This is a genomic window from Endozoicomonas sp. G2_1, assembly GCF_017744155.1.
Classification (GTDB): domain Bacteria; phylum Pseudomonadota; class Gammaproteobacteria; order Enterobacterales; family Alteromonadaceae; genus JAGHQT01.
Map to the genome: position 1 here is coordinate 1 of NZ_JAGHQT010000010.1, position 25,821 is coordinate 25,821.

Sequence of the window (25,821 nt, forward strand, 5' to 3'; positions counted from 1 at the left end):
GTCGAGGAATCAGTTGTTATCTATAATCAACGAAGGCCACACATGGCCTTAAAATACAAAACGCCCGATGAAGTACATCGAGCGTTTTAGCGTAAATAGTGTCAACCTATACTAGGACAACACAGACAGTTTAGTAGCTGTTGCCAGGATTTTCGTTGGCATCACCTTTTTCAGACTGTATACGCATGTATATTTCTTCACGGTGAACAGAAACTTCTTTTGGGGCATTTACACCGATGCGCACTTGATTACCTTTTACACCAAGAACAGTAACAGTTACATCATCACCGATCATTAAGGTTTCACCAACGCGTCTAGTTAAAATTAACATAACAAGATTCCTTATTTTAAAACTGAGAGATCCACTAATCGTTAAGCCAGTTAAATACCATGCCAATTAAGCTAGTTAAACTAATTTGGTATCAATTTAACGTTAGACAAGTTTTAACCAAAAATATAGTCAAATTACTTGTATGACGATAAAAGCACAACGCTAAGCGTAAATAACAACGAGCAGCTAGTTACTCTGTTATTTTCGACCTATATTAAACAATAAATATCAGGTTTCTGATCAAACCTTACACTATCGATATAATTAATATAGCAAAACTAATCAACAAGACCTGAGCTTTTGATTAATTCTTTCAATCATTCTAGCAAATAATTGCTAATACTTCCTAGACAAAAGCTATAATAATGAGCACTTTTTGCTCATTATTATATTAACTTGCTATTAGCCGAGCTTTTCGCTGAGCCAGCTGATCGCCGTTTCAAGTGCTTTAGCCAAGTTTTCTGGTTGGCTGCCACCGGCTTGCGCCATGTCAGGTCTACCGCCACCTTTGCCACCGACTTCTTGGGCAGCAACGTTGACTAACTCACCGGCTTTAACAGCACCAGTTAAGTCTTTGGTCACGCCAGCAATTAAGCTCACTTTACTATCAGCTGCCAAACCTAGCACGATAATGCCTGAGCCAATCTTATTCTTAAGCTCATCAACCATGCCGCGTAGCGCCTTGGCTTCGCCGTTTTCAAGCGCGGCAACCAGCACCTTAGTACCGTTGATTTCAACCGCTTGACCTAATAGGTCAGAACCAGCTTGAGAGGCGAGTTTTTGTTTTAATTGCTCGATTTCTTTTTCTAACTGCTTACTGCGATGAATCATTTGCTGAACTTTATCAGTCACAGAGTTGCTATCGGTTTTCACCAAACCTGCAATATTACTTATCAAATCTGCCTGCTGTTCAGTGTAAACAATTGCGGCTTCACCTGTTACCGCTTCAATACGGCGAACACCAGCAGCAATACCTTGTTCAGAGGTGATTTTGAATAAACCAATATCACCCGTTTGATCAACGTGTACGCCGCCACACAACTCGGTTGAGAATTCACCTAACGTAACAACGCGAACTTCATCGTCGTACTTTTCGCCAAACAGTGCCATTGCACCTTTGGCTTTCGCTTCTTCAATAGGCATTAACTCGGTTTCACGTACTACGTTGCGGCGAATCTCTGCATTTACCATACGCTCAATAGTACGCAGTTCATCACTCGTTACCGCTTCAAAGTGAGAAAAGTCAAAGCGCAGCTTGTCAGGATCAACCAATGAGCCTTTCTGGGTAACATGCTCACCTAACACTTTGCGCAATGCGGCGTGCAAAATATGTGTTGCAGAGTGGTTTTTAATAATCGATTGGCGGCGCTCAGTATCAATTTCAGCGTGTACTCTTTCATTTAACTGAATAGCACCGTGTGCAATACCTTTGTGGGCAAAGGCATTACCCACTTTTACAGTGTCTTGCACTTCAAAACGGTTTTCACCAAGTGTTAAGAATCCCGTGTCCCCTACTTGACCACCTGACTCAGCATAAAAAGGAGTATGGTCTAAAATGACAATCCCCTTTTGACCTGAGCTCAATTGATTAACGTGTTCACCTTCGGCAAATAGCTCAACTACAGTACCTGTGTACTCAGCTTTGGTGTAACCGTAAAATTTGGTGACTTGATCTGACTTTAACTGCTCGTTGTAATCGGTACCAAATTGGCTAGCTTGTTGCGCGCGCTCACGCTGCAAGCCCATGGCAACATCAAAACCGTTGTGATCAATTCTCAGCTGACGCTCTCGGGCAATATCAGCAGTTAAATCAGCTGGGAAGCCGTAAGTATCGTATAGTTTAAATACGTCATCACCAGAAATAGTGTCGCCATCAAGATTAGCTAAAATATCTTCAAGCAAAGCCATACCGCGATCTAACGTGCGACCAAACTGCTCTTCTTCAATACGCAACATTTTTTCAATAACGGCTTGTTGCTGAACTAATTCTGGGTAGGCTTCACCCATTTGATCAATTAGCGCAACCACTAATTTATGGAAGAAGTGACCTTTCGCTTCTAACTTGTGACCGTGGCGAATCGCGCGGCGAATTATACGGCGTAATACATACCCGCGACCTTCATTTGAAGGCATTACACCATCGGCGATTAAGAAACTACACGAGCGAATGTGATCGGCAATTACGCGCAGTGATTTATGTTCAAAATCATTACATTCAAGCAACTTAGCGGTTTCGCCAATTAAGTGTTGGAAAATATCAATTTCGTAGTTGCTGTGTACGCCTTGCATAATCGCGGCAATGCGCTCTAAGCCCATACCAGTATCAACAGACGGTTTTGGCAATGGCTCCATCGTGCCGTCAGCATGACGGTTGTACTGCATAAAAACTAAGTTCCAAATTTCGATAAAGCGATCGCCGTCTTCTTCTGGCGACCCTGGAGGACCACCCCAAATGTGCTCACCGTGATCATAGAAAATTTCAGTACAAGGACCACAAGGGCCTGTGTCACCCATCGCCCAAAAGTTATCTGACTCAAACTTTTTGGTTGGTGATTTGTCGCCAATGCGAATAATACGGTCAGCAGGTACACCGACTTGGTTTGCCCAAATGTCGTATGCTTCGTCGTCAGACTCATACACAGTAACTAATAATTTTTGTGCCGGTAAACCCAAGGTTTGAGTTAAAAATTCCCAGCCATAAGTAATCGCGTCTTGCTTAAAATAGTCACCAAAACTAAAGTTACCCAGCATTTCAAAAAAGGTGTGATGACGAGCAGTATAGCCAACGTTTTCTAAATCGTTGTGCTTACCACCGGCGCGAACACAGCGCTGAGATGATGTTGCACGGGTATAGCTGCGTTTTTCGGCGCCCAAGAAAACATCTTTAAACTGCACCATACCAGCATTAGTAAACAACAATGTTGCATCGTTACCCGGCACCAAAGAACTACTTTGTACCTTTTGATGTTGCTTCGAGGCAAAAAAATCTAAAAATGCCTGGCGTATTTCAGCACTGCTTTTAATCATGACCTAATCCACTATTTGAAACTATTTATGTTGGCTAGTTACTCGGCCAACATAGCTATTAATCTGCTTATTTATTGACTATTTTAACGCATTGATAAACGCGTTTATTTGCTCGATATCAAAGCGGGTTAACACAATGCCAACCATTGCGAAAACCTTGCTAAGAAATCAAACTGAAAATCTGATCCGAGTCAAAGCCACGCGACTGTAAAAACCGAATGCGCTTCGCCTTATCTTTTTGATCTTTAATTTCACTGTCACCAAAGCGCCTATTATACGCAAGCTCAGCTTGATAATACCAATCTATTGTCAGGCTTTCTTTGAGCTCGCTAATCACAGAGCTACTGACCCCTTTAAAACTCAACTCTTGCTGAATGTAGCGCCAGCCATAGCCCTTGTTAACTCGGCTATTACATGCACTTTCAGCAAAACGGGCATCACTTTGATAATTCTTATCTTGTAAATACAGCAAGACTTCAGCAATGTCGTCACTGCTAAAGTCTTTTTGTTTGAGCTTATTAGTCAGCTCTTTCGCTGAGTGTTCGCGCCGCGACAGCAAATCAACGGCGCGGTGCAAGGCTTCAGTATTCAATCGGTACTCAACTAATACACTAAATTGCTAATACATTAACGTGTAAAGCTTACGACGAAACTTAGTCGCCAAAGCATCGCCATCGGGCAAGGCTTTTAACACGTCGAGCAATAGCTCTTTGCTTTCGCTGTCGGCGCGATCTTTTTGTACTTGTCGAAACAATACGGTCAAAGCATCTTCGTGACGATTCACTTGGCTGTACTGCGCGGCTAATTGCTGCACTACCGCTTTATCATCGGGTGATTCTGCATATTGTGCTTCAAGCGCTTGAATTTCAGGTGAATCAGCCGCTTGGTTAGCCAGCTCGAGCTTAGCGAGTAGTGCTTGGTAATCACTGTCTTGGTCAACCATTTTAATGGTGCCAAGCAGCTGTTCTGCCTCATCGATTTTACCCACTTGTAAACAACTATCGGCAAGCACTAATTTGATATCAGCGCGCTCACTGTCGAGTTGGTAAGCTTGCATCGCAGCACTGTAGGCTTGATTAGCATCTTGATCGAGTAAAGCTTGTTTTGCTTGCGCCAGTAAATTGTCTTGCGGCTTAGGCAAATGCTTGTCTAAAAACGCCTGAATGGTTTCATCGGTTTGCGGACCAGCAATACCATCGATTGGCTGACCATCTTTAACCACAACTGCCGTTGGTAAACTTTGAATACCGAACTGCATCGCGATTTGCTGCTGCGCTTGGCAATCAACGGTGGCGTAAATCAAATGATCGTCGAAACCGGCAGTTTTAGCGGCAAGCTTGTCTCTTAGCTCAACACTTTCTGGCATTTGCTCCGCCCAAAAATCAACAAAAACTAATTTTTGCTTTGATTCTTCGAGCAAAATTTGCTGAAAATTTTCTGGGGTAATTGCAACTGTATGACTACTCACGGCACCATCCATTTAACTTGTAAATTTAACTTTTAAGAAATCTAATCAATAATATTGGGACAAAATCGCAATTTTAAAGCACGTACCAAAGTAATACTGCGCCGAGTACTAAACGATAAATGACAAACGGCATCATACCGATTTTGTTGACCAAGATTAAAAAGTAGTGGATACAGGCGTAAGCACTAACAAAGGCCAATACCGCGCCCATGCTCATTGCTGTCCAATCGACGACTTCACTACCCGTGATAAGTTTCAAGGTCATGTAACCACCGGCCATCGCAATGGTCGGAATCGACATTAAAAACGAGAAGCGCGCGGCGTTTTCACGGCTCAAGCCCAACATTAGACCAGCGGTCATGGTGATACCTGAGCGCGATGTCCCCGGAATAATGGCAAGCGCTTGGGCAAAGCCAATGATCATCGCCTTTTTAAAGGTAAAGTCTTCAAGCGAGACATTTTGCTTAGCTTTAATATCGACAACGCCAAGCAGTAAACCAAAAACAATGGTAGTAATGGCAATTACCAGTGCCGAACGCAAGTTAGCGTCGATAAAATCCGCTCCGAAAAAGCCAAACAAACCAGCGGGAATAGTGGCAAACAAAATCCACCAAGCCAGGCGACCATTGAGTTTTTCTTCTGCGGTTAGTGCGGCGTCATCTTCTTTATTAGGCGTTAAGGTCGCGTACCAAGCGACTAAAATATCGCGAATTTCTTTGCGAAAATACGAGCATACCGCCACTAACGAACCGACGTGAACGGCAACATCAAAGCCCATACCTTGGTCAGCCCAGCCAAGCAGCTGCGATGGCAAAATAAGATGCGCCGAGCTAGAAATAGGCAAAAACTCGGTTAATCCTTGAATTAGCGCCAACAGTAAAACTTCAATCGTACTCATGTAAACTCATTATCCTTTAACTCAATCTCTGTACTAATATCTTCACGCCATCAGTACAGGTATCAATGTTTGCTAAAAATCTTTTATATTCACCAAATAGCCGGGACTTTTTTAATCGCTTGCTGATCAATAAAATCACTGGTTTGTTGCTGTTCATTCGTTTTTAAACGCTGAGAAAAATCTTGCCAAAGCACGCGATAAGACTTTTTCAAGACCGGATGCTCTAACTCTGGTGCTAATTCAGCTAACGGCAGTAAAACAAATGCGCGACTAGTGATTTCAGCTCTCGGCAATTGCACCGGTTGTTCTAGCACTAAATCATCGTATAACAAGATGTCGATATCGAGCGTTCGCGGGCTAAACTTAACCGCATTTTCCGGTCTGCCATAGCGAAACTCTAGGTCGCGCAAAAAACTGGCAACATGCTCCAAACTCATGTCAGTGTCAACGGCAGCAACTAAGTTGTAAAAAGCAGCGCCTTCAAAACCGACCGCTTGACACTCGTACAAAGATGACAGTGTTAACTGACCAAACTTGTGTTTAAGTTCATCTATCGCAGCCAGTATGTGTTTATCTCGGTCAATATTACTGCCAAGCGACAAATACACCCGTGCCATTAGTTAACTGTTCCACAAAGCGGCGACACCGAAACACCAAAATCGTCAGCACTGCGCTCTATCTGAACCCCAACGCTATCGGCATCGTGCACGGCGGTTGGTTTGTGAATCGTTAATTTAAGCCAAGGCAATTGGTATTGAACAATTAAGTGCTTAGCTAAGCGTTCAGCTAGTGTTTCCAGTAAATCAACGGGATTGGCATTGGCAAATACACTTACTTCTTCAGAAACAGCTGCATAGTCTAGCGTTTTTGCCAATTCATCGTTCTGTGCTGCAGGTTTAATATTCCAGCCCATTTCTAGGTCAAAGACCAACCCCTGCTTAATTTGTTTTTCCCAATCGTAGAATCCGATCGTGGTTTGTACTTTTAAGCCGCGAATAAATACTTTATCCATTAGCAAAATGACCCCAATTGTTTCGCTAAGAAAAAAACAGCTCGCAGTTTACCTGCCAATAGTAATAAAAACTAGTAAAAGCCAATAACTAAGCGATACAATAGAAAGACTTTTTCAACAGGCAGCAATAAACGGAATTATCAGGGTGTTATTAAACGTTTTAATGATCATCGTTGCATATTTAATTGGCTCTATCTCTAGTGCCATAGTGATCTGCCGCCTGCTCAATTTACCCGACCCACGCTCAACAGGTTCTAATAACCCAGGTGCGACTAATGTCTTGCGTATCAGCAATAAACCAACGGCTGCTTGTGTGCTGTTTTTTGATATTTTAAAAGGCACTATTCCGGTCTGGGGCGCTTATTTCTTGGGTCTAACGCCAATATCGCTAGGGCTCATAGCAGTTGCCGCCTGTCTAGGCCACATGTACCCAATATTCTTCAACTTTGATGGTGGTAAAGCGGTAGCCACGGCTTTTGGCGTCTTGTTGCCAATAGGCATAGATTTGGGGGCGCTGCTTATACTTACTTGGTTATTAGTGGCTAAAGGTACGCGCTACTCGAGCCTCGCCGCGATTGTTACCGTCAGCTTAGCACCGTTATACACTTGGCTGTTGAAACCACTTTATGTTTATCCAGTGTTAATGTTGTCGGTGCTGATTGTGTTTCGGCACCATGAGAATATTAAACGCTTGCTCAATGGCACCGAAAACAAGCTGTAAGTTAACTCTTAACAGGTGGCAAAGTATCTAACGGCCAACGAGGTTTTGCTTTAAAGGTTAAATCGGCAAACACACCTGCTTTTAAGCGCTGCATACCGGCATAGGCAATCATTGCACCGTTGTCGGTGCAAAACTCAGGACGCGGATAAAAAACATTGCCACCGAGTTTTTGGGCGGTTACCGCTAATTTTTCTCGCAGGCTAGTATTGGCGCTCACTCCACCAGCAATAACCAAACGATTTAAACCACAGTGTTCAAGCGCCCGCTTACACTTTATTGATAGTGTATCTACAACTGCTTCTTGGAAGGCATAAGCAATATCAGCGTGAGTTTGAGCTAACTGCTCAGCACTCAATCCTTCATGAACTTCTTTGTGAATTGTATTGGCGGCAAAGGTTTTTAAACCACTAAAACTAAAATCAAGACCAGGTCTGTCAGTCATCGGTCTTGGAAACTTAAAACGACCTTTAGTGCCCTGCTCCGCCATTTTGGCCAACACAGGCCCGCCCGGATAATCGAGCCCTAGCAGTTTTGCCGTTTTATCAAAGGCTTCACCGGCGGCGTCATCAACAGACTCACCTAGCATTTCGTATTCGCCGATGCCGTCCACTCGTACCAACATAGTGTGACCACCAGAAACTAGTAACGCGACAAATGGAAATTCTGGCGGTGTCTCTTCCAACATTGGCGCAAGTAAGTGCCCTTCCATGTGGTGCACAGGTACTGCGGGTAAATCCCAACCATAGGCTAAGCTGCGACCAATTGAACACCCCACTAACAGAGCACCAACTAATCCCGGGCCGGCAGTGTAAGCGACACCATCTAAGTCTTGTGGCGTTAACTTGGCGTCAGCTAATACTTCTTTTACCAAAGGAATAGTTTTGCGAACGTGATCTCGAGAGGCCAACTCAGGAACAACACCGCCATAGTCAGCATGAACTTTAATCTGACTATATAAACGATGTGACAAAATGCCTTGCTCTTCGTCATAAATCGCAATGCCAGTTTCGTCACATGAAGTTTCAATACCGAGAATTCGCATAATGGATAAAATACCGCTGATAACTGATAAAAAATAGAAGCGGCGATTTTACCCGTGAATGCCTATTTTCACCAGATTAATTTAATCTAGGTTGCAATATCACTTTACAAAGGGAGGATTAAAGCCTAGAATGCCGCACCCATTTTTGATAGAGCGGGTGAGGATAAGGTTAAAAAGCAGTAAATTGTGCTGTATTTAGCTGATTTCTATCACCGATTTATATAGATATATTAAGGTAAGAGGCAACATGCCAGTAATTAAAGTAAGAGAAAACGAACCATTTGACGTAGCACTACGTCGTTTCAAACGTTCATGTGAAAAAGCAGGTATCCTTTCAGAAGTTCGTCGTCGCGAGTCTTATGAAAAACCAACTTGGGAACGTAAGCGTAAAAAAGCTGCCGCTGTTAAGCGTCACGCTAAAAAAGTTTCTCGTGAGAACGCTCGCCGCGTTCGCATGTACTAATAGCTTTCTTACCTTATTGAGTGATGAGTATGAGTTTACTCAACCAACTCAAAGATGAAATGAAAGTCGCCATGCGCGCTAAAGACAAAGATCGTCTTGGCGTAATTCGCATGGCGTTAGCAGCGATTAAGCAAGTCGAAATCGACAATAAAACCGAGTTAGACGATAACGCAATTATTGCGGTGTTAACCAAAATGGTAAAACAGCGCAAAGATTCGATTGAAATGTTTAAACAAGGTGGTCGTGAAGACATGGCTGCGGCAGAAGCTGCCGAAGTTGCTGCGCTAGAAACATTTTTACCCCAACCGTTAACTGATGACGAAATTGCGCAACACATTGCCGATGCCATTAGCGAAACGGGCGCCAGTTCAATGGCGGATATGGGAAAAGTTATGGGCATTTTAAAGCCAGCCTTGCAAGGCAAAGCTGATTTAGGTGCTGTAAGTGGTAAAGTAAGAGCTGCATTAAACAGCTAATTAATCACTACTAAAAGGATGAATTAGCGCTCCTTGTCATCCATGACACCGCGCTATACCGTTCATCCTGAACATAAGGCCGCACTATCTTTGATAATGCGGCCTTATTTTTTTAGATAAAAATTGCCGTCGACTTTTCCTGACAGACAATTATTTTCATGTAAAATAATCACTCTTTAACGTATTACTCCTTCACAAAAATAGGTTATATGGCTGGCTTAATCCCTCGACAATTTATTGATGATTTATTATCGCGTACCGATATTGTTGAGCTGGTCGATAGCAAAGTACCACTTAAAAAAGCCGGTAAAAACTACCAAGCCTGTTGCCCATTTCACACTGAAAAGTCACCGTCGTTTACCGTCAGTCAAGACAAACAGTTTTATCACTGTTTTGGCTGTGGTGCCCACGGCAACGCAATTTCGTTTTTAATGGAATACGACAGGCTCGATTTTGTCGACGCCATTGAAGAGCTGGCTAGCCTTAATAACCTCGAAGTGCCGCGCGAACAAAAACACCAAAGCCCAGCTGAGCAGCGCAAACAAATGCAAGCCCAGCAACAACGCAAAGATGACTACGAGCTCATGCTACAAGCATCGCGTTTTTTCCAGCAGCAATTGAAAGTGGCCGACGATAAACAAACCGCAATTGACTACCTCAAGGGCCGTGGCTTAACTGGCGAAGTGGTTAAACGCTTTGGCATTGGCTACATCAGTGATCGCTGGGACGGATTAATGTCTGTTTTGGGTAATAACCGCCAAGCATCACAGCAATTAGTCGACTTGGGCATGGCTATTCAAGGCGATAAAAGCCGCCCTTATGACCGTTTTCGCGGCCGTATTATGTTCCCTATTCGCGACAAGCGCGGCCGAGTGATAGGCTTTGGTGGTCGAGTCCTCGGCGATGAAAAACCGAAATACTTAAACTCGCCTGAAACCCGCATTTACCACAAAGGCCAAGAGCTTTACGGCTTGTATGAAGCCAAACAAGCAAATAAAAATCTAGAGCGCATTGTGGTAGTTGAAGGTTATATGGACGTTGTCGCGCTTGCTCAACACGGCGTTGATTACGCCGTTGCGTCACTTGGTACATCAACAACAAGTGAGCAATTACAAACCTTGTTTCGCACGGTAAAAGAAGTTATTTGTTGTTACGACGGCGATAACGCTGGCCGCGACGCCGCATGGCGTGCCATGGAAAACGCACTACCACTAATTCGCGATGGTTATTCATTGAAATTCGTATTTTTGCCTGACGGTGAAGATCCTGACTCGCTGGTGCGCGAGCAAGGTCAACAAGCCTTTGAGAACATTCTCGATACGGCAACCCCATTATCAGAGTTTTTATTCAATCACTTACTCGGCCAAGCAGACAGCCATAACCTTGAGGGGCGTGCCAAACTGATAGATTCGTTTCAACCTTACTTGGCTAAATTACCCGATAGTATTTTAAAAGACGGTATTATTAATCAATTGGCCAACAACTTTGGTACCGGTGGCGAACAGCTCAGACAAAAACTACAACAAACACCAAGTAAAACTGAACAAGCCAAAGCCGCTAACAATCCAACCAAAGTGACACCAGTCAGGTTGGCCATTGCCCTAGTACTCAGTTACCCCAATGTCGTCAGTGCCTTGCCCAACGAGCCGATTTTACAACACCTTGAATTACCGGGTATTCCACTACTCAACACGTTAATTGAACTGTGCCAACAAAAGCCAGATATCAATAGCGCTCAGTTGTTAGAATACTTTCGCGGCAGCCAAGAAGGTCAACAGCTTTCAAAACTGATGTGTTGGCAGCATAACGTGCTCGCTGAAAACGCCGAAAACACCTTTTTAGACACAGTAGAAAAACTGCTTAGTCAGTTCATCGAACAGCGCACTGAAGCTCTGCTGCAAAAGGCTCGTGCCGGGCAAATGAACGCCACCGAAAAACGCGAATTGCAAGCCCTGCTAAATCACAATTAGCCGCTATACTTACAGCAAGCGGTGAAACCACATTCCCCCGTTTTAGCGCTGGCATTTTTATCGCCAGTTTGCTAGAATTTCGTGCTTTGTATCAGCCAGCCAAAATGATCTTTCGTTTTACTGCGTTGGTATTACTGTTCAAATTTTGATAGCCATATATAGGTGGACATTCGTCAATGGATCAAGCCCCACAATCTAGATTAAAAGAGCTAATTACCAAAGGTAAAGAGCAAGGTTACTTAACTTTTGCTGAAGTTAATGATCATCTTCCTCAAGATATTATTGATTCCGATCAGGTTGAAGATATTATTCGTATGATCAACGACATGGGTATTCAAGTATTTGAAAACGCCCCTGACGCTGATGAATTGATGATGAGTGAGGCCAATACCGATGAAGACGCGGCAGAAGCTGCTGCTCAGGCACTTGCCACGGTAGAAAGTGAAATTGGTCGCACCACTGACCCAGTGCGTATGTACATGCGTGAGATGGGTACTGTTGAACTTCTTACTCGCAAGGGCGAAATCGCTATCGCCAAGCGCATTGAAGAAGGCATTAAAGAAGTTCAGCGTTCAGTTGCTGAATATCCACCAGCAATTAATTACTTATTAGAGCAATGGGACAACTTTGAAGCAGAAGAAGGTCGTTTAAGCGACATCATTCTTGGCTTTTTAGACCCAGACGCTGAAGAAGACGATATTGCCGCTGCCGCCACTCACGTTGGTTCAGAGCTTTCTCAAGAAGATTTAGAAGACGAAGATTCAGATCTAGAGAGCGACAGTGACAGCGACGATGACGAAGAAGAAGAGGATACTGGCCCAGATCCAGAGTTAGCGCGTGAAAAATTCACTGCTTTGCGCGAAGCATACGAAGCAGCTAACGCGATTATTGATGAAAAAGGTCGCGGCCACGCCGACGCTGAAAAAGCAATCGATGCCTTAGCAGACGTCTTCAAAGAATTCCGTTTAGTGCCAAAAGTATTTGACCGCCTAGTGAAAAACATGCGCGACGTAATGGACCGTTTACGTGTTCAAGAGCGTTTGATCATGAAACACTGTGTCGTTGGCGCAGGTATGCCAAAAACGACTTTCATCAAAATTTTCCCTGGCAACGAAACCTCGTTAGAGTGGTTTGAAGCACAAAAGAACGCGGGTGAGTCATACTCTAAGCGTTTAGGTGATGTTGAATTAGATGTTGAGCGTTGCGTACAAAAACTTAATCATTTAGAGCAAGAAACTTACTTAAACGTACACGGCATTAAAGACATCAACCGTCGTATGTCAATTGGTGAAGCAAAAGCTCGTCGCGCCAAAAAAGAGATGGTTGAAGCGAACTTGCGTCTTGTTATCTCAATCGCGAAAAAGTACACCAACCGCGGTTTACAATTCTTAGACCTTATTCAAGAAGGTAACATTGGTCTAATGAAAGCGGTTGATAAGTTTGAATACCGTCGTGGTTACAAGTTCTCTACTTATGCTACTTGGTGGATTCGCCAAGCAATTACTCGCTCAATTGCCGACCAAGCGCGTACTATCCGTATTCCTGTGCACATGATTGAAACGATTAACAAACTCAATCGTATTTCACGTCAAATGCTACAAGAAATGGGTCGTGAGCCTTCTCCAGAAGAATTGGCAGAGCGCATGGTAATGCCAGAAGATAAAATCCGTAAGGTATTAAAAATTGCCAAAGAGCCAATTTCAATGGAAACGCCAATTGGTGACGATGAAGATTCGCACTTAGGTGACTTTATTGAAGATGGCAGCGGTGAGTTACCAGTAGACTCAGCCACTTCAGAAAACTTGAAGCACGCTACTCACGAAGTACTTGCTGGCTTAACGGCCCGTGAAGCAAAAGTACTGCGCATGCGTTTTGGTATTGACATGAATACCGACCACACCCTTGAAGAAGTGGGCAAGCAGTTTGACGTAACCCGTGAGCGTATTCGTCAGATTGAAGCTAAAGCATTGCGCAAGCTTCGCCACCCTTCTCGTTCTGAGCAGCTTAAGAGCTTCTTAGATGGTGAGTAAACAATATGTTGTAAGTTAACTTTATTCTGAACATATACGCTCCTTGCCATCCATGGCATCGCGTTATACCGTTCATCCTGAACATATACGCTCCTTGCCATCCATGGCATCGCGTTATACCGTTCATCCTGAACATAAAAGCCTCGCCAAGTGCGAGGCTTTTTGTTTTATGACTGCTAGAAATATTGCCGTGAAAGCGACTAAACAAGAATAACGAATATAAAATAAGCAATTGATAACGCTGATAAGATTTTTACCTTGGCAAAGGGTGACAACAAAATAAAATTTGCTTATACTGCCCCCCGCTTTCAGAGCTTGATTGTCGCTTACTTATTCAAAGTAACGCATCAACTCAGCATTTAAAATGGCCCTTTAGCTCAGTTGGTTAGAGCACCCGACTCATAATCGGTAGGTCCCCAGTTCAAGTCTGGGAGGGGCCACCATTTTTCACCTCTTTCACCAAATTGTCTTAAAACAAATTAACTTGATGTTGCTTCTTCTATCATTTTAAAGAACTCTAGCCACCTTAGTAATCTACTCCATCAACGGCTAATACATTGAAAATTCAATAAAATTCCTACTAGTATTAAACATCAGACAAACTTAAATCTGTGGGATTAGTTTAAATACTCACTAATTATTCAATTTGACTACTGATTCTCCCATCAATTGTATAAATAAAAATAAAAACATTAAAAATCAATAAGATAAAAATGGTACATATGATGCTGTTATTAGACTTTAGCTATGAGCTTTGATGAAAGTATTACCCTTCATCAATCTAGGAATCCAATCAGCTGAAAGACAACAATGACAATAAAAAACAGCAGAGAAAATTGTATGTTATCCATCAAAAACCTTAGTCATACCTATCCAAACGGCGTAAAGGCCCTTAATAGAATTAACTTAGAAATTCCCAATGGTATGTTTGGTCTTCTGGGGCCAAATGGCGCTGGGAAATCAAGCTTAATGCGCACTATTGCAACGTTGCAGCAGCCCTCTAGCGGCAGTATTACATTTAATGGTGTTGATACATTAACAAACCCCGATCACTTGCGCAGTCAACTCGGTTATTTGCCACAAGATTTTGGTGTTTATCCTCGAGTTTCAGCTTATGAGATGTTAGATCACATGGCTATATTAAAAGGCATTAGTAATCGAAAACAGCGTAAGGAAGTCGTTGAAGGACTGTTAAATCAGACCAATTTATTTGATGTGCGTAAAAAGAAACTCAGTACCTATTCAGGTGGCATGCGCCAGCGTTTTGGCATAGCACAAGCGTTGATTGGCGATCCAAAGCTCATTATTGTCGATGAACCAACCGCTGGTCTTGACCCAGAAGAACGCAACCGCTTTCACAACCTACTCGCAGAAATCGGTGAGAATGTGGTGGTCATCCTCTCGACTCATATTGTCGAAGATGTGGCAGACCTTTGTCCAAATATGGTGATTATTGTCGGTGGACAAATAGTTGCTGGTGGTAAACCGCAAACATTAATTGATGGTATTCGCGGCAAAATCTGGCGCAAAGCAATTGCGCGCAACGAATTATCACATTACAAAAACAATAATACGGTTATTTCATCTCGCCTATCTGCAGGGCAAACAATCATTCATGTCATGAGTGACGACAAACCAGACAATGACTTTACCAATAGAGAACCCGATCTTGAGGATGTATATTTCGCAACACTTTTCCAAGCGCGTCGCAATATGCAAATACCACAACGTCTAGCGGTATAAACGAGGGAATCATCATGTTACTCAATATTGCATGGAATGAATTTAGGTATATGTTGCGCTCACCACAAACTTTTGTGGCCTTTGCAATTTTCTTTCTATTAACTTTCTTCGCTATGGTCAGCGACAATATACAAATTGGCGCAGGTGGTAATGTAAACGCAAACTCACCATTTGCCATCATGGAAACGTTGATTACCATGAATATCTTCGTCATTTTTGTGGTTCCGGCTTATATCGCCAATGCTATTCTCAAAGATCACGAGCACAAAATGGATGGGATTATTTTTTCCACTCCCATCACCAAGCCTGCCTATATTTTTGGTAGATTTCTCGGCGCATTTACCGCTATGTTTGTCGCAATGGCAGCGACACCTCTTGGAATGCTGATCGGCACTTTCTGGCCGTCCGTTGATCCAGAAACACTGGCACCAACGAACCTTTATCATTACCTCTATAGTTATACTATTCTTGTAGGCTCTTCCATGCTGGTGTTCAGCACCATTGTCTTTGCAATTGCAACATTAACCCGCAGCGTCATGTCTACCTATTTGGCGACCATGGGGTTACTGGTTGCCTACTTCATCGCATCTCGATACTTCAACGATCCTGAATTTCGCGACACTATGGCGATGATGGATCCATTCCTGTCCAGAGGTTTAACGGAAGCTACTCGTTACTGGACAGCAATAGAACGCAACACACGTCTCATGCCAGTTGAGGGAACTATTCTGCTCAATCGGTTAATTTGGGGAGGGATCTCTGTGGTGCTTCTCATAGCATCTTATACTTTGTTTTCATTCCGTTCGCCGGCTGGAATAAAAACCGAAAAAGCAAATAACAACACAAATTCAAAACCTATTGTGTTAAAGGCTCCTCGCATAGCACCAGATAGTAGCTCTTATGCTCAATTTATCATGCGAACCAAGTTCGAAATTAGTGCTGTAATAAAAAGTGCCCCCTTTTTGGTAATTGTTGGCTTCACCTTCTTCCTTGTGATATCAGCACTACTGAATCGCAACATCGGCTTTGGCCTAGACGCATTGCCAATAACACGGTTGATGGTACAAGGTATACAAGGATTAGCCCTCGCGTTTCTTGTTCTGATTATCTTCTACAGTGCCGACATTATTTGGCGGGAACGCAAAAACGGTATCCATGAAATCATTGACGCAACGCCAGTACCTAGCTTGGTCTTTGTTGCCAGTAAAATGATCGCATTGGCACTTGTTCTTGCGATTGTTTTGGTGATCGGCATTGTCATGGGAATTATGGTACAGCTCATGGGCGGAGCCGACTCAATTGATATGAGCCTCTATTTTAATCGAGGCTTTGCTCACTTCATTTATCCATTTTTACTGGCTAGCGTTTTAGCTATATTTGTCCAAGTGATTCTAAAAAACCGCTTCGTCGGTATGATGGTCATGGTCGTCTACCTAATTGCTACGCTTATTCTTAGCCAATTTGGTTTTGAACATCCGCTTTATTTTTACGCATCAAACATTCCAACACCATTATCGGATCTAAACGGATCTGGCCGTTATATTGAAGCGGATTTTTGGTTAAAGGCTTACTGGTCGTTTTTAGCCGTTTTATTAGTGATGATGAGCTATATGCTATGGAACCGAGGTACTTTGCAACCATTAAGCTTGCGTATACGGCGATTAACCGCATTCAAGCAGCCAGTCGCCGCAACTATCGCCGTCATTTCACTATTTGGTTTTGTCGGTACCGGGAGTTTCATTTTCTACAACACGAATATACTCAATGAATATCTTACTGCTGACGATATTGAACAACTTCAGGTCGAATATGAAGCGCGTTTCCGCCAGTATCAGAACCTTCCACAACCACGAACCGTCGCGGTAAAAATGGATGTCGATCTCTACCCCCACAAAGGCCGAGTAGAAACTAGAGGCTACCACTTACTTGAGAATAAAACCGATAGCGCAATTGAGCAGGTGCATCTTGTTTTTCCTGTTGGTTTGAACATCAATAGTATCGCTATTCAAAATGCTGATATCGAGATGGTGGACAAGCGATATAACTACTATATCTTTGCGCTTAGCTCACAAATGCAGCCAGGTGACACCCGTGAGCTAACTTTTGATGTAAGCATAGAGCAAAGGGGGTTTACCCACACGCGCAATAGCGTCAACTTAGTACGCAACGGTACTTTCATTAACAACAATGATATCGCCCCTCATATTGGCTTCTCACATAATGCTATGTTGCAAGACCGCAATAGCCGACGGCGACATGAGCTAGAGCCTCTGCCACGCACGCCAAAGCTTGAAGATAAAAGTCAGTACGGTAACAGTTTTATTCGCCAAGACAGTGACTTCGTCACCTTTGAAACGACAGTTTCCACCGTTGGTAGTCAAATCGCGATTGCGCCGGGGTATTTACAGCGAGAATGGCAGGAAGAAGGCCGTAACTATTACCACTATAAAATGGATGCGCCAATTCAAAATTACTATTCTTACCTATCTGCTGATTATGAGGTTGTCCGTGAGGATTGGAACGGTATAGCAATTGAGGTTTATCACCACGCGCCACATACCTACAATATCTCGCGGATGGTCGAAAGTGTAAAAGACAGCATTGCTTATTTCTCCAAAGCGTTCAGTCCATATCAACACAAGCAATTGCGTATTGTTGAGTTTCCGGCATACCGACGTTTTGCCGAGGCTTTCCCAAACACAGTGCCTTACTCGGAAGGTATTGGCTTTATTGCGGACCTTACTGACGAAGAGGCCATTGATCTAGCGTATTATGTAACCTCGCACGAAGTGGCACATCAGTGGTGGGCACATCAAGTAATGCCAGCTAATACGCAAGGTGGCTCAATGATGTTGGAGACACTGGCGCAATATAGTGCGCTGCTTGTCATGGAAAAGAAATACGGCAAAAACCAGATGCGTAAGTTCTTAAAATACGAGCTGGATCGCTATTTATCTGGCCGAGCTAATGATCCAGAAGGCGAATTGCCACTTTACCGCACAGAGAACCAAAATTACATCCATTACCGCAAAGGCTCTGTTGTCATGTATGCGCTTAGAGACTATCTCGGCGAACAAATCGTAAACCGCGCACTGTCACGCCTCGTGAAAGAGCTCGGCTTTTCGTCTGAACCTTATGCAACATCACTAGATCTGCTGCGGCTGTTGCGTGAAGAGGCACCTGAACATGATCAATTAATCACAGACTTGTTTGAACGCATTACCCTCTTTGATTTGAAAACCCTAGAGGTTGACGTGGTGGCGTTGGATGACGGGAAGTATCAGGTTGAACTCATTATTGAAGCGGCAAAATATGAAGCAGACGAGGAAGGCACCGAAACTTCACTTAGCCTCAACGATATGATTGATATTGGTATTTTCACAGCTAGTCCCGCTGATAGCAGATTTGCCGATGAAAATGTGACTTATCTTACTAAACATCTGGTAACTGCTACTACGCAAACGATTGAGATAATTGTTGATAAGATACCAACTCATGCTGGTATTGATCCCTACAATAAGCTGATTGATCGCAACTCAAATGACAATATCATCGCTGTACCGGTAAAAGTGTTAGCTGCAGCAAATAGCGAGTCTATGCTCATGAAAGAGTAAGACGTAAGTAATAGTCTAAACGTCTTAAAAATGTGAGACGCCTATCAAATTGGCGCCTCACAAAATTTTAGTTCATATAAAATTAACAAGTTCTTTCTACTTAGTTTAATAAAATATAGCTCTATAAGCAGTTTTATATAATTAAGTTACCTAAATAAGTTTTAACGAGAGCGGTTAGATAAGTTCAATAGAACTCAATCAAATCAAGTAGCCGCAATGGTGCCACTTACTTATTATTGAACGTCAAAATAAAAGACAAGCGGAACCAAGTCAACCTTTAGCAGTTCCACTTTATTCAGTTGTTAGTTGCCGTTACTAGCTGAATTATTGACTAAGCTTTTGCGGCTCATATAATCTATAGAAACATTTAAGCCTAAAAATAAAAAACCAACAAAGAAACTTATACCACCGAAATCAAGATACCTAAAGTTACCATGTATTTCATATTGTTGATTAAAGTCAGCCCCCTTTAATGTTGGTATTAGAATATCAACGATCCATAGGCCAAAAAAAACACTTGAAAAAGCAAACGCAACAAGCCATGCATATTTGCATATAAAACTAAAAGTAACATTTTCAATGTTACTGAGCCTTTGCAATTCATTTGGGGTTACATCAAAGACAGAAGCTAACGCCTTAGTTGTTTCTAGAGATGCTGTGCCATTTTTTTCTATACGTTGAATAGTTCTTACACTTAAGCTACTAGCAGATGCTAGTTCCTCTTGGCTCCAACATTTAATCGCTCTTAGTTTTTGAATTTTACCTTTATTTAGTTTCACATCATTACTCATAATTTGACCTTACATACATAATTAAAAGTGAAAGGTCATAGTAATTACAATTACCTGAGACAGTCCCGACAATATCAGGTCATTTTACTGACATTAACCTGACAGTTCTATGACACACTACTTCGAGAAAGCTACATAAGCAACTAACGCCCGCCTAAGCAGCACAAAAAGCTTGGCTAAAATATGAGTCTAGCGACCGGAGTAACTGTCAGTACTTTTACATGAAACAAACTCGCAAACAGTAATTGAGCCACTCAAAACCGCCATAACAAAAACAGCAAAGATACTAACCAATAAATATTTGCTGACTTCACGAATGTTAACCGCTTTATCTTCAATCGTAACAAAACTACGACAATTAAATTCAAGAAACCCGTTTTAGCGATGAAAAAACTTCGTACTTGGTACTAGTAGCGTATTAATTTCAACTTATCAGCTGCAGATACAACTATACCTGATTCAAGGTACCAGTAATCAGCAACACGTGAATTTCTGATTTTAGTAAATCAACGCTAGCTGCAATAGCTGAAAGTTTGGCTTGAATCGCTGACGCTTCGCGGCTGTTCAAAACAAACAAATCGCTGTCACCTACTCTAAAGCGAGTTAATTCCTGTTTGAGTAGTTCGTTGGCGACTTCTGCTTGTTGCTGGTTGAGCTTTAATACCGTTTTCCCATAGTTGTAGCTCGTTAGAGCGGTCAGTACATCTCGCTCTAATTCGCTGACTAAGTTGACCAAAGCAAAATTCAGCTCGTTAATTTTTTCACGAGCTTGTGAGCGTTTGGCTTTTGCTGCACGCACACCAAGAGGCATTGAAAACGCTAACTCTATTTTGCCCTCGGTGCCGGTTAACGTGTCGCTGCCACTGCCAACATCACGTGCTAGTTTTAGCTCTAAATCGAGCTTGGGTTTTAGTCCCTCAGCAGATAACCGTTCATTGTTGCGAGCGCGGTCGATCTCGGCTTTGAGCACCTTAACATTTGGGTGTTGGTAAACTTTTTGAGTCAAATCTTCTGCGTTGTGGCTTTGCAGAGAAAATGGCCAGTGAATATCACTTGCCGACAGTGCCGGAATGTCTTCAACATCTCGCATGTTGCCGTGCTGGTCACGCCAATAAAAAACCAATTCTTGTTTTGCCAGCGCCAATGCGCGTTTGGCTCGTTGTTCACTAAGCTGCCTGCTCAGTAAGGTCGCATTAAACTCAGTTAAGTTTATTTTAGCTAAATCGCCATTGGCAACTCGGGTTTCAATCCCCGCTAAACGCGCTTCAGTAGCTTCAACAAGCTCAGAAACAACAAGCAACTGCAAACTTGCTTGATACCAGTTTAAGTAAGCCGAAAGCCCTTTGTAAATGGTGTTATTGAGTACCGCTTGCTCGCGAGCACGCCAGTTTTCTTGCGCCAGTAACGCATTTTTTAGCGCCGTACGATCTTTGTCGGTCTCTCTATTTTGCAACAGTGAAAAACCAATACCAATGTTTGCTTCACCTGCTGACAAGGTTCGCAATTCGCCCTCGTACTCAGGAAAATTGCCCTCAGAAATGCGGTAGCCACCAAAAACTTTAGCACTAGTCCCTGCAATGCGCTGAGTCACTTTTTGATCAATATACTGGCCGTCGTAATAGCCACTTGGCCTTAATATTGTCGATTGACTAACCACAGGATCAAACGCGGCAGCTAAGCGAATCTCTTCCAAATTTACCTGTTTACGCTTAGCGGCAACTTCGTGCAATTTCGGGTGAAAGTGCTTGATAGCCTCAATAATATCAGCCGCTTGTAAGGTTTCTTGGGCATAGCTTTGCACCAAAAACACCGGTGTAATCGCTATTGCGATGGCAAGTGCTCGAGCGCGGATGATCAATCTAGGTTTACTAAGCTCCTTATGCGCTAAAACGCTAGTTTGCATTTGCCGCTCCTTGTGCGCGCTTGGGCGGGAAGTTATTGAGCTGACGCCAAATTTCATAACCTAATTTCACTTCTTCTAGTAACACCCAACCTTTAACCCGGCTACCAAGTCTCACGTAATTTTCATTGGGCCAGCCGTAATCGTCTGGATCTGGGCTTACCCAAACATTGAATTGACCATTCTGATCTGCCACCGGCTCTACGAAATCAACAATACCGCCAAAGGTGCCTAACGCGATATCTGGTGCGCCGCTAAACTGAAATACTGGCCAACCTTCAAACTGTAACCGTACTTTGCGCCCTTTCATCACTAATGGTGCATCCAAACCGCTCACTTTCATTACTACTGAACGTTGAACGCCGTCAGGAATAAACCAAGCCAACACTTCACCCGATTTAACAAAGGTTGAATTACCAGCAGACACTAAACGCAAAATAGTGCCATTTTGTGGTGCTACTTTGGTTTGAATGGATTGGCGAGCCAACGAAACGCTAATTTCACTGACTTTAGCCTCAGATGATGAGGCCTTAGCAATTAAATCGTCGAGGCGAATTTCAACCATTTCTAAATCACGCTGCGATACTAAACCTTCGCCAAGTAACACCTTTTGACGCGCTAGGTTGCTCTCTACTTTCGTGATTGCCGACAAATTGGCTTGGTGGCGCTGCTTTGCTGCCATTAATTGTGATTGCAAACGCTCTACTAACGCTTTGTCGCGGTCAATTAGCGTGACAATTGGGTCTCCCGCTTTTACTCGCTGACCTTCACGGACATGCCACTCTTGTATTTGGCCATCAACCAACGCCGAAATTGCCTGAGTTCGGTCGCGAGGATCCAATGTGTTCACTTCGCCCGAACCTTGCGCGGTTTGTACCCATGGCGTTAACGCCAACAACGCAAAAATAACTATGGTGATAACAATCAATAGTATCGCCGCCACTTTGTGTGGTTTTGGTACTTTAATCTTGTTTAGAGAGCTAATGCTCTCCATGTAACGCCTTTCAACTGAGCCCATGATTACTCCTGCTCCGATTTGCGCGAATTAGTGATTTTAGCAACGAGTGGTGTCTGGCAGTCTTTACCCAGTTCTATCACGCCGTCAAAACAACTGTCTTCGGGGTGCGTGGTGAAATAGAGCACGGTAAAAGGTAAATCAGCAATCACTTCTAGAAGCCTCGTGCGCTCCTCGTGTGGAATCGCGTCAAAGTGTTGATTTAAAATGACGACTTTTGGCTTGGCAATAATAGCAGCGGCCAATTTCAGCAACAGCAACTCTGCCGGCAACAACGGCGTACCAAGTGGCGTCATTCGGGTTTCAATGCCATCAGGTAAGTTACCAATTACCCGGTCTAAACCTACCATAATCAAGGCTTGGTTCATTTGGGCAATCGTCGCCTGTGGCGCAGACATTCTCAGGTAGTCTTGAATCGTACATTCAACAATTAATGAGCGGTCAACCATGCTGATCATTTGCCTAAGTTCAAAGGTGTCGTAATCAGAAAACTCCAATGAACCGAGCTTTATCCAGCCCTGTTTAGGCTCCCTAAATAGCTTTAACAAATGAATAAACTGACGCTGAATCCAGCTAGATTCGGTCATCACGTAAACCTTAGCACCCTGCTCTATGTGTAAGTTTAAATAGCACTTGCGATCAAGGTGGCTCAATAGCAAGTCTTTGCATTCTAAACAGCCGTCATCCTCGTCGTGATGACGCGCCGCCATGTTGGTTTCTTCTTGCGGAATAACCAAAGCTTTACCGATTTTGTCAGCTGAACCATAAAGCTCGTAGTAAAGCTTTAAATAGTATGAAAAACGCGACAAACCAAAGAAAATGCCCGACATCACAAGTTCAGCGGCAACTAACTGACCAATTGACAACTGCCCTTGTACCACTAACCAGCCGCCAAGGCCGAGTAGCGCTGCACTCGCCAAAGCGTACAACAACAAAAAGGCAACTGATTGATAAAAGGTATAAACGAAGTGACACGAGTGTTTTTCAACATAATGGTCAATATGTTTTTCTGTGGTTTTACCGGCGTAATCAACGTGACGACTCGACTTAAAAAACTCGTGAGCAGCGGCAATGTCACTCAACCACTTTGCCGTGCTGTATTTAGCGTGCGAAAGTTCAATCGCGGTGCGTTTAGCGCGGTTACCCCAAAGCTTATAAATAAAGTAAAACACTAATAACAGCACCATATTGAACGCCAACAAAGCCTCGTGGTAAAACGAAATTAACGTAACCCCCACCAACATTTGCAGCATAAAGGCAAAGCCATCTACCATCAGGTTCGGTACATTTTTCTGCAAAATCATAATGTCGAAGTAACGCTGAGTAATACCATTGTTTTTGCGCCCTTCAAAAAAACTATGGGGCGCGAGAATGGTTCTCAAGCCTAAATCTGCAGTAAGCCTTGTGTATATCCGGCGCTCGTAATACTCCATCACTCGCATCCGCAACGCACTAACAACACCAGAAACAAAAAGCGTGGTAAACAGCACCATAGCGAGAATGGTAACCGCGCGTACCGACGCAATATTGGCAATGGTATTAATTAGTGTTTGTACCGCAATTGGTACGGCAAGTGTTAGTAAACCTATGGCTACGCCATAAACCATAACAACACCAAAAAAGCCTGCTTCTGGCTTCAATAAGCCTTTGAGTAATTTTCTGGTTCGGTTTAAATCAATGGAGTCTTCAACGGTATTGGTTTCAGCCATAAGGGTCCTGCTATATAAAGTCGATAGTTCTCGATAATGCGGTGCGAACTGTAATGGAACACTATTTAAAAAGAAAGCGCATAAAAACTGTTTAGCTATTCGGTTTTATCTGACAATAAAACTTTTTCAATTCAGTTTTTATTCGTTAATTTCGATGATAAGACAGTTTTTTGTTCAAAAACATAACAAAAAGTTAAGTAAAAGCTCGAATTACGTCAATAACGGCGTTTAAGTTTATCGATAAACTTATCAAGGTAAATGCAATTCACCCCGAACTCAGAGACCATCATAGATATTATTCATGCCGAAATAATATTAGCGAATCAAAAAGATAATAAGTGTTAAACCAGTATAGAGCACATTAACGATAAATCTGGGTTTATTCGCGACTATGACCTAATCTATGAATTGCTGTTGCTCGTATAACGTCAACAACCATATAATAACAAGAATCATTATCAATAAAAAAGCGCTATGTTAACAACTCTCTCGGTTCGCAAACTCTGTTTTATTTTTGGCTTATCTATCACCAGCTCGTTATCGGCACATACAACCGCGGTTGATGTATTTTATCCAAAGCCCAGTACAGCGTTTAAAACGCTTAAACTAACGGGAACGGTTGAGGCTGCGCAAAATGCTGATTTAGCCAGTTTGCAGGCAGGTGTTATTGAACAGTTATTTGTAGAGGTAGGCGACAAAGTCAGTAAAGGTCAAAAGTTGCTCGCGCTAGATGCGACCTTAGCTAAATTAACTTTAGCTGAAACAAAGGCCAGCGTTGACAGTAGTAAAGTGAGCTTGGCGGAAGCAAAACGCCTTTATCAAGAGGTGTTGGCGCTCTCGAAACAGCAAGTGGTTGCCCAAACACTCATTAACGAACGCAAAGCGGCGGTTGCTGCGGCAAATGCCGAATTAGCCAGACAAACAGCTAGCCTTGCACGCCAAACAGAATTAGTTAACCGACATACCCTGTATGCGCCATTTGCCGGCATAATTGCCAGTAGAAATGCTGACCTTGGTGAATGGGTGACCCAACAAACTTCTGTTTTTAACTTAGTAGAGCAAGATAAGCTGCGACTCGCGCTCGCAGTGCCGCAGGAATATTACCAGTACTTAACTCATGACCAAGGACAAAATACTGAGCAAGCCTCCGTTAGCGCCTTAATTACGCCAGATTTCAACGGTGCCACCAGTTTTACTCGCACCGTTAGCCGACTCGTTGCGGTTTCTAACCAGCAAAGTAGAACACTATTGGTACATATCGATTTATCAGGTGAGCAACAAGAGCAAACTTCAGCGCTAGTGCCCGGGATGTCGGCAACTGCAGAGTTGCAATTTAGCCTCAACCAGCAAAACCAAACACCGGTAATTTGGTTACCCGAGCAAGCGCTTAAACAACACCCGGACGGAGGCAGCAGTGTCTTTGCGGTTGTTAACAACCAAGCTAAGCGCTTTATCGTTAACGTGCTAGAAAAGCGCGAACAACAAATCGCGGTAACAGGTGCGCCAGCAGAACACGCTTATGTTACATCAGGAATTGCCCTGCTTCGCGATGGCCAGGCGTTAACAATCAAGTCATCAAACACTGCAACACTTGGCAATAAGGAATAGACG

At 43.1% G+C, this 25,821-nt stretch carries 21 protein-coding genes and 1 tRNA gene; 10 read left to right on the forward strand and 12 right to left on the reverse strand.

The window, feature by feature from the left end; all coding sequences use genetic code 11:
* Positions 1-90: integrase core domain-containing protein (locus tag J7384_RS12270; protein WP_209114217.1), on the forward strand; the 90-nt coding region annotated here is incomplete at its 5' end.
* Positions 91-130: 40 nt separating this feature from the next.
* Here J7384_RS12270 and csrA read toward each other — a convergent pair.
* The 7 genes from csrA to folB form a co-directional block, all read right to left on the reverse strand.
* Positions 131-331, reverse strand: a complete 201-nt coding sequence (gene csrA / locus J7384_RS12275; RefSeq protein WP_209114437.1) for a carbon storage regulator CsrA — start codon at positions 329-331, stop codon at positions 131-133.
* Between the two features lie 402 nt (positions 332-733).
* Complete coding sequence (gene alaS / locus J7384_RS12280) at positions 734-3,358, reverse strand: alanine--tRNA ligase (RefSeq protein WP_209114439.1); 2,625 nt, start codon at positions 3,356-3,358, stop codon at positions 734-736.
* Positions 3,359-3,518: 160 nt separating this feature from the next.
* A complete protein-coding gene (gene recX / locus J7384_RS12285) occupies positions 3,519-3,950 on the reverse strand; it encodes a recombination regulator RecX (protein ID WP_209114440.1) in 432 nt (143 codons plus the stop codon).
* A 27-nt stretch (positions 3,951-3,977) separates the two neighbouring features.
* Positions 3,978-4,826: a tetratricopeptide repeat protein gene (locus tag J7384_RS12290; RefSeq protein ID WP_209114442.1), complete on the reverse strand. Its 849-nt coding sequence runs from the start codon at positions 4,824-4,826 to the stop codon at positions 3,978-3,980.
* Between the two features lie 73 nt (positions 4,827-4,899).
* Positions 4,900-5,724 carry an undecaprenyl-diphosphate phosphatase gene (locus tag J7384_RS12295; protein WP_209114444.1) on the reverse strand — a complete coding sequence of 275 codons (825 nt, stop codon included), beginning with the start codon at positions 5,722-5,724 and terminating at the stop codon, positions 4,900-4,902.
* Between the two features lie 89 nt (positions 5,725-5,813).
* Positions 5,814-6,341 (reverse strand): 2-amino-4-hydroxy-6-hydroxymethyldihydropteridine diphosphokinase, encoded by a 528-nt coding sequence (gene folK / locus J7384_RS12300; protein WP_209114446.1) that lies wholly within the window; start codon positions 6,339-6,341, stop codon positions 5,814-5,816.
* Positions 6,341-6,736 carry a dihydroneopterin aldolase gene (gene folB, locus J7384_RS12305; protein ID WP_209114448.1) on the reverse strand — a complete coding sequence of 132 codons (396 nt, stop codon included), beginning with the start codon at positions 6,734-6,736 and terminating at the stop codon, positions 6,341-6,343. Before folB ends, folK begins: the two co-directional genes overlap by 1 nt.
* Before the next feature lie 145 nt (positions 6,737-6,881).
* Here folB and plsY point away from each other — a divergent pair, with 145 nt between their 5' ends.
* The gene (gene plsY, locus J7384_RS12310) at positions 6,882-7,457 is read left to right on the forward strand and encodes a glycerol-3-phosphate 1-O-acyltransferase PlsY (protein ID WP_348523870.1); all 576 of its coding nucleotides are present in this window, start codon (positions 6,882-6,884) and stop codon (positions 7,455-7,457) included.
* Position 7,458: 1 nt separating this feature from the next.
* On the opposite strand, the gene tsaD is transcribed toward plsY, so the two are convergent.
* The gene (tsaD, locus tag J7384_RS12315) at positions 7,459-8,499 is read right to left on the reverse strand and encodes a tRNA (adenosine(37)-N6)-threonylcarbamoyltransferase complex transferase subunit TsaD (RefSeq protein ID WP_209114450.1); all 1,041 of its coding nucleotides are present in this window, start codon (positions 8,497-8,499) and stop codon (positions 7,459-7,461) included.
* Positions 8,500-8,746: 247 nt separating this feature from the next.
* On the opposite strand from tsaD, the gene rpsU reads away from it, so the two are divergent.
* From rpsU to J7384_RS12350, 7 genes are all read left to right on the forward strand, one after another.
* Positions 8,747-8,962 carry a 30S ribosomal protein S21 gene (rpsU, locus tag J7384_RS12320; protein ID WP_193022122.1) on the forward strand — a complete coding sequence of 72 codons (216 nt, stop codon included), beginning with the start codon at positions 8,747-8,749 and terminating at the stop codon, positions 8,960-8,962.
* A gap of 29 nt (positions 8,963-8,991) precedes the next feature.
* A complete protein-coding gene (locus J7384_RS12325) occupies positions 8,992-9,438 on the forward strand; it encodes a GatB/YqeY domain-containing protein (RefSeq protein WP_209114452.1) in 447 nt (148 codons plus the stop codon).
* Between the two features lie 209 nt (positions 9,439-9,647).
* On the forward strand, positions 9,648-11,408 hold the full coding sequence (gene dnaG, locus J7384_RS12330; RefSeq protein WP_209114454.1) for a DNA primase: 1,761 nt from the start codon (positions 9,648-9,650) through the stop codon (positions 11,406-11,408).
* Between the two features lie 176 nt (positions 11,409-11,584).
* The gene (rpoD, locus tag J7384_RS12335; RefSeq protein WP_209114456.1) at positions 11,585-13,438 is read left to right on the forward strand and encodes an RNA polymerase sigma factor RpoD; all 1,854 of its coding nucleotides are present in this window, start codon (positions 11,585-11,587) and stop codon (positions 13,436-13,438) included.
* Positions 13,439-13,804: 366 nt separating this feature from the next.
* Positions 13,805-13,881 (forward strand) — tRNA-Ile (locus J7384_RS12340).
* A 397-nt stretch (positions 13,882-14,278) separates the two neighbouring features.
* Complete coding sequence (locus tag J7384_RS12345) at positions 14,279-15,181, forward strand: ABC transporter ATP-binding protein (protein ID WP_209114458.1); 903 nt, start codon at positions 14,279-14,281, stop codon at positions 15,179-15,181.
* Between the two features lie 14 nt (positions 15,182-15,195).
* Positions 15,196-18,795, forward strand: coding sequence for an ABC transporter permease subunit (locus tag J7384_RS12350; RefSeq protein WP_209114459.1), 3,600 nt, complete (start codon positions 15,196-15,198; stop codon positions 18,793-18,795).
* Positions 18,796-19,097: 302 nt separating this feature from the next.
* Here the strand turns inward: J7384_RS12350 and J7384_RS12355 are convergent, their stop codons facing one another.
* From J7384_RS12355 to J7384_RS12370, 4 genes are all read right to left on the reverse strand, one after another.
* The gene (locus J7384_RS12355; RefSeq protein WP_209114461.1) at positions 19,098-19,586 is read right to left on the reverse strand and encodes a helix-turn-helix transcriptional regulator; all 489 of its coding nucleotides are present in this window, start codon (positions 19,584-19,586) and stop codon (positions 19,098-19,100) included.
* 448 nt (positions 19,587-20,034) lie between these two features.
* Entirely contained in the window at positions 20,035-21,489 is a 1,455-nt protein-coding gene (locus J7384_RS12360) for a TolC family protein (RefSeq protein ID WP_209114462.1), read from the reverse strand.
* Entirely contained in the window at positions 21,479-22,504 is a 1,026-nt protein-coding gene (locus J7384_RS12365; protein WP_209114464.1) for an HlyD family efflux transporter periplasmic adaptor subunit, read from the reverse strand. Before J7384_RS12365 ends, J7384_RS12360 begins: the two co-directional genes overlap by 11 nt.
* Positions 22,505-22,506: 2 nt before the next feature.
* Positions 22,507-24,210, reverse strand: a complete 1,704-nt coding sequence (locus tag J7384_RS12370; RefSeq protein WP_209114466.1) for an ABC transporter transmembrane domain-containing protein — start codon at positions 24,208-24,210, stop codon at positions 22,507-22,509.
* Positions 24,211-24,684: 474 nt separating this feature from the next.
* On the opposite strand from J7384_RS12370, the gene J7384_RS12375 reads away from it, so the two are divergent.
* Positions 24,685-25,818, forward strand: coding sequence for an efflux RND transporter periplasmic adaptor subunit (locus J7384_RS12375; protein WP_209114468.1), 1,134 nt, complete (start codon positions 24,685-24,687; stop codon positions 25,816-25,818).
* Positions 25,819-25,821 lie beyond the last annotated feature (3 nt).

Bases quoted from the DNA above. Each gene is read 5' to 3' on its own strand.
- csrA (WP_209114437.1), bottom strand. From the start codon at position 331: ATGTTAATTTTAACTAGACGCGTTGGTGAAACCTTAATGATCGGTGAT.
- alaS (WP_209114439.1), bottom strand. From the start codon at position 3,358: ATGATTAAAAGCAGTGCTGAAATACGCCAGGCATTTTTAGATTTTTTT.
- J7384_RS12295 (WP_209114444.1), bottom strand. From the start codon at position 5,724: ATGAGTACGATTGAAGTTTTACTGTTGGCGCTAATTCAAGGATTAACC.
- folK (WP_209114446.1), bottom strand. From the start codon at position 6,341: ATGGCACGGGTGTATTTGTCGCTTGGCAGTAATATTGACCGAGATAAA.
- folB (WP_209114448.1), bottom strand. From the start codon at position 6,736: ATGGATAAAGTATTTATTCGCGGCTTAAAAGTACAAACCACGATCGGA.
- tsaD (WP_209114450.1), bottom strand. From the start codon at position 8,499: ATGCGAATTCTCGGTATTGAAACTTCATGTGACGAAACTGGCATTGCG.
- rpsU (WP_193022122.1), top strand. From the start codon at position 8,747: ATGCCAGTAATTAAAGTAAGAGAAAACGAACCATTTGACGTAGCACTA.
- J7384_RS12325 (WP_209114452.1), top strand. From the start codon at position 8,992: ATGAGTTTACTCAACCAACTCAAAGATGAAATGAAAGTCGCCATGCGC.
- dnaG (WP_209114454.1), top strand. From the start codon at position 9,648: ATGGCTGGCTTAATCCCTCGACAATTTATTGATGATTTATTATCGCGT.
- rpoD (WP_209114456.1), top strand. From the start codon at position 11,585: ATGGATCAAGCCCCACAATCTAGATTAAAAGAGCTAATTACCAAAGGT.
- J7384_RS12345 (WP_209114458.1), top strand. From the start codon at position 14,279: ATGTTATCCATCAAAAACCTTAGTCATACCTATCCAAACGGCGTAAAG.
- J7384_RS12350 (WP_209114459.1), top strand. From the start codon at position 15,196: ATGTTACTCAATATTGCATGGAATGAATTTAGGTATATGTTGCGCTCA.
- J7384_RS12355 (WP_209114461.1), bottom strand. From the start codon at position 19,586: ATGAGTAATGATGTGAAACTAAATAAAGGTAAAATTCAAAAACTAAGA.
- J7384_RS12360 (WP_209114462.1), bottom strand. From the start codon at position 21,489: ATGCAAACTAGCGTTTTAGCGCATAAGGAGCTTAGTAAACCTAGATTG.
- J7384_RS12365 (WP_209114464.1), bottom strand. From the start codon at position 22,504: ATGGGCTCAGTTGAAAGGCGTTACATGGAGAGCATTAGCTCTCTAAAC.
- J7384_RS12370 (WP_209114466.1), bottom strand. From the start codon at position 24,210: ATGGCTGAAACCAATACCGTTGAAGACTCCATTGATTTAAACCGAACC.
- J7384_RS12375 (WP_209114468.1), top strand. From the start codon at position 24,685: ATGTTAACAACTCTCTCGGTTCGCAAACTCTGTTTTATTTTTGGCTTA.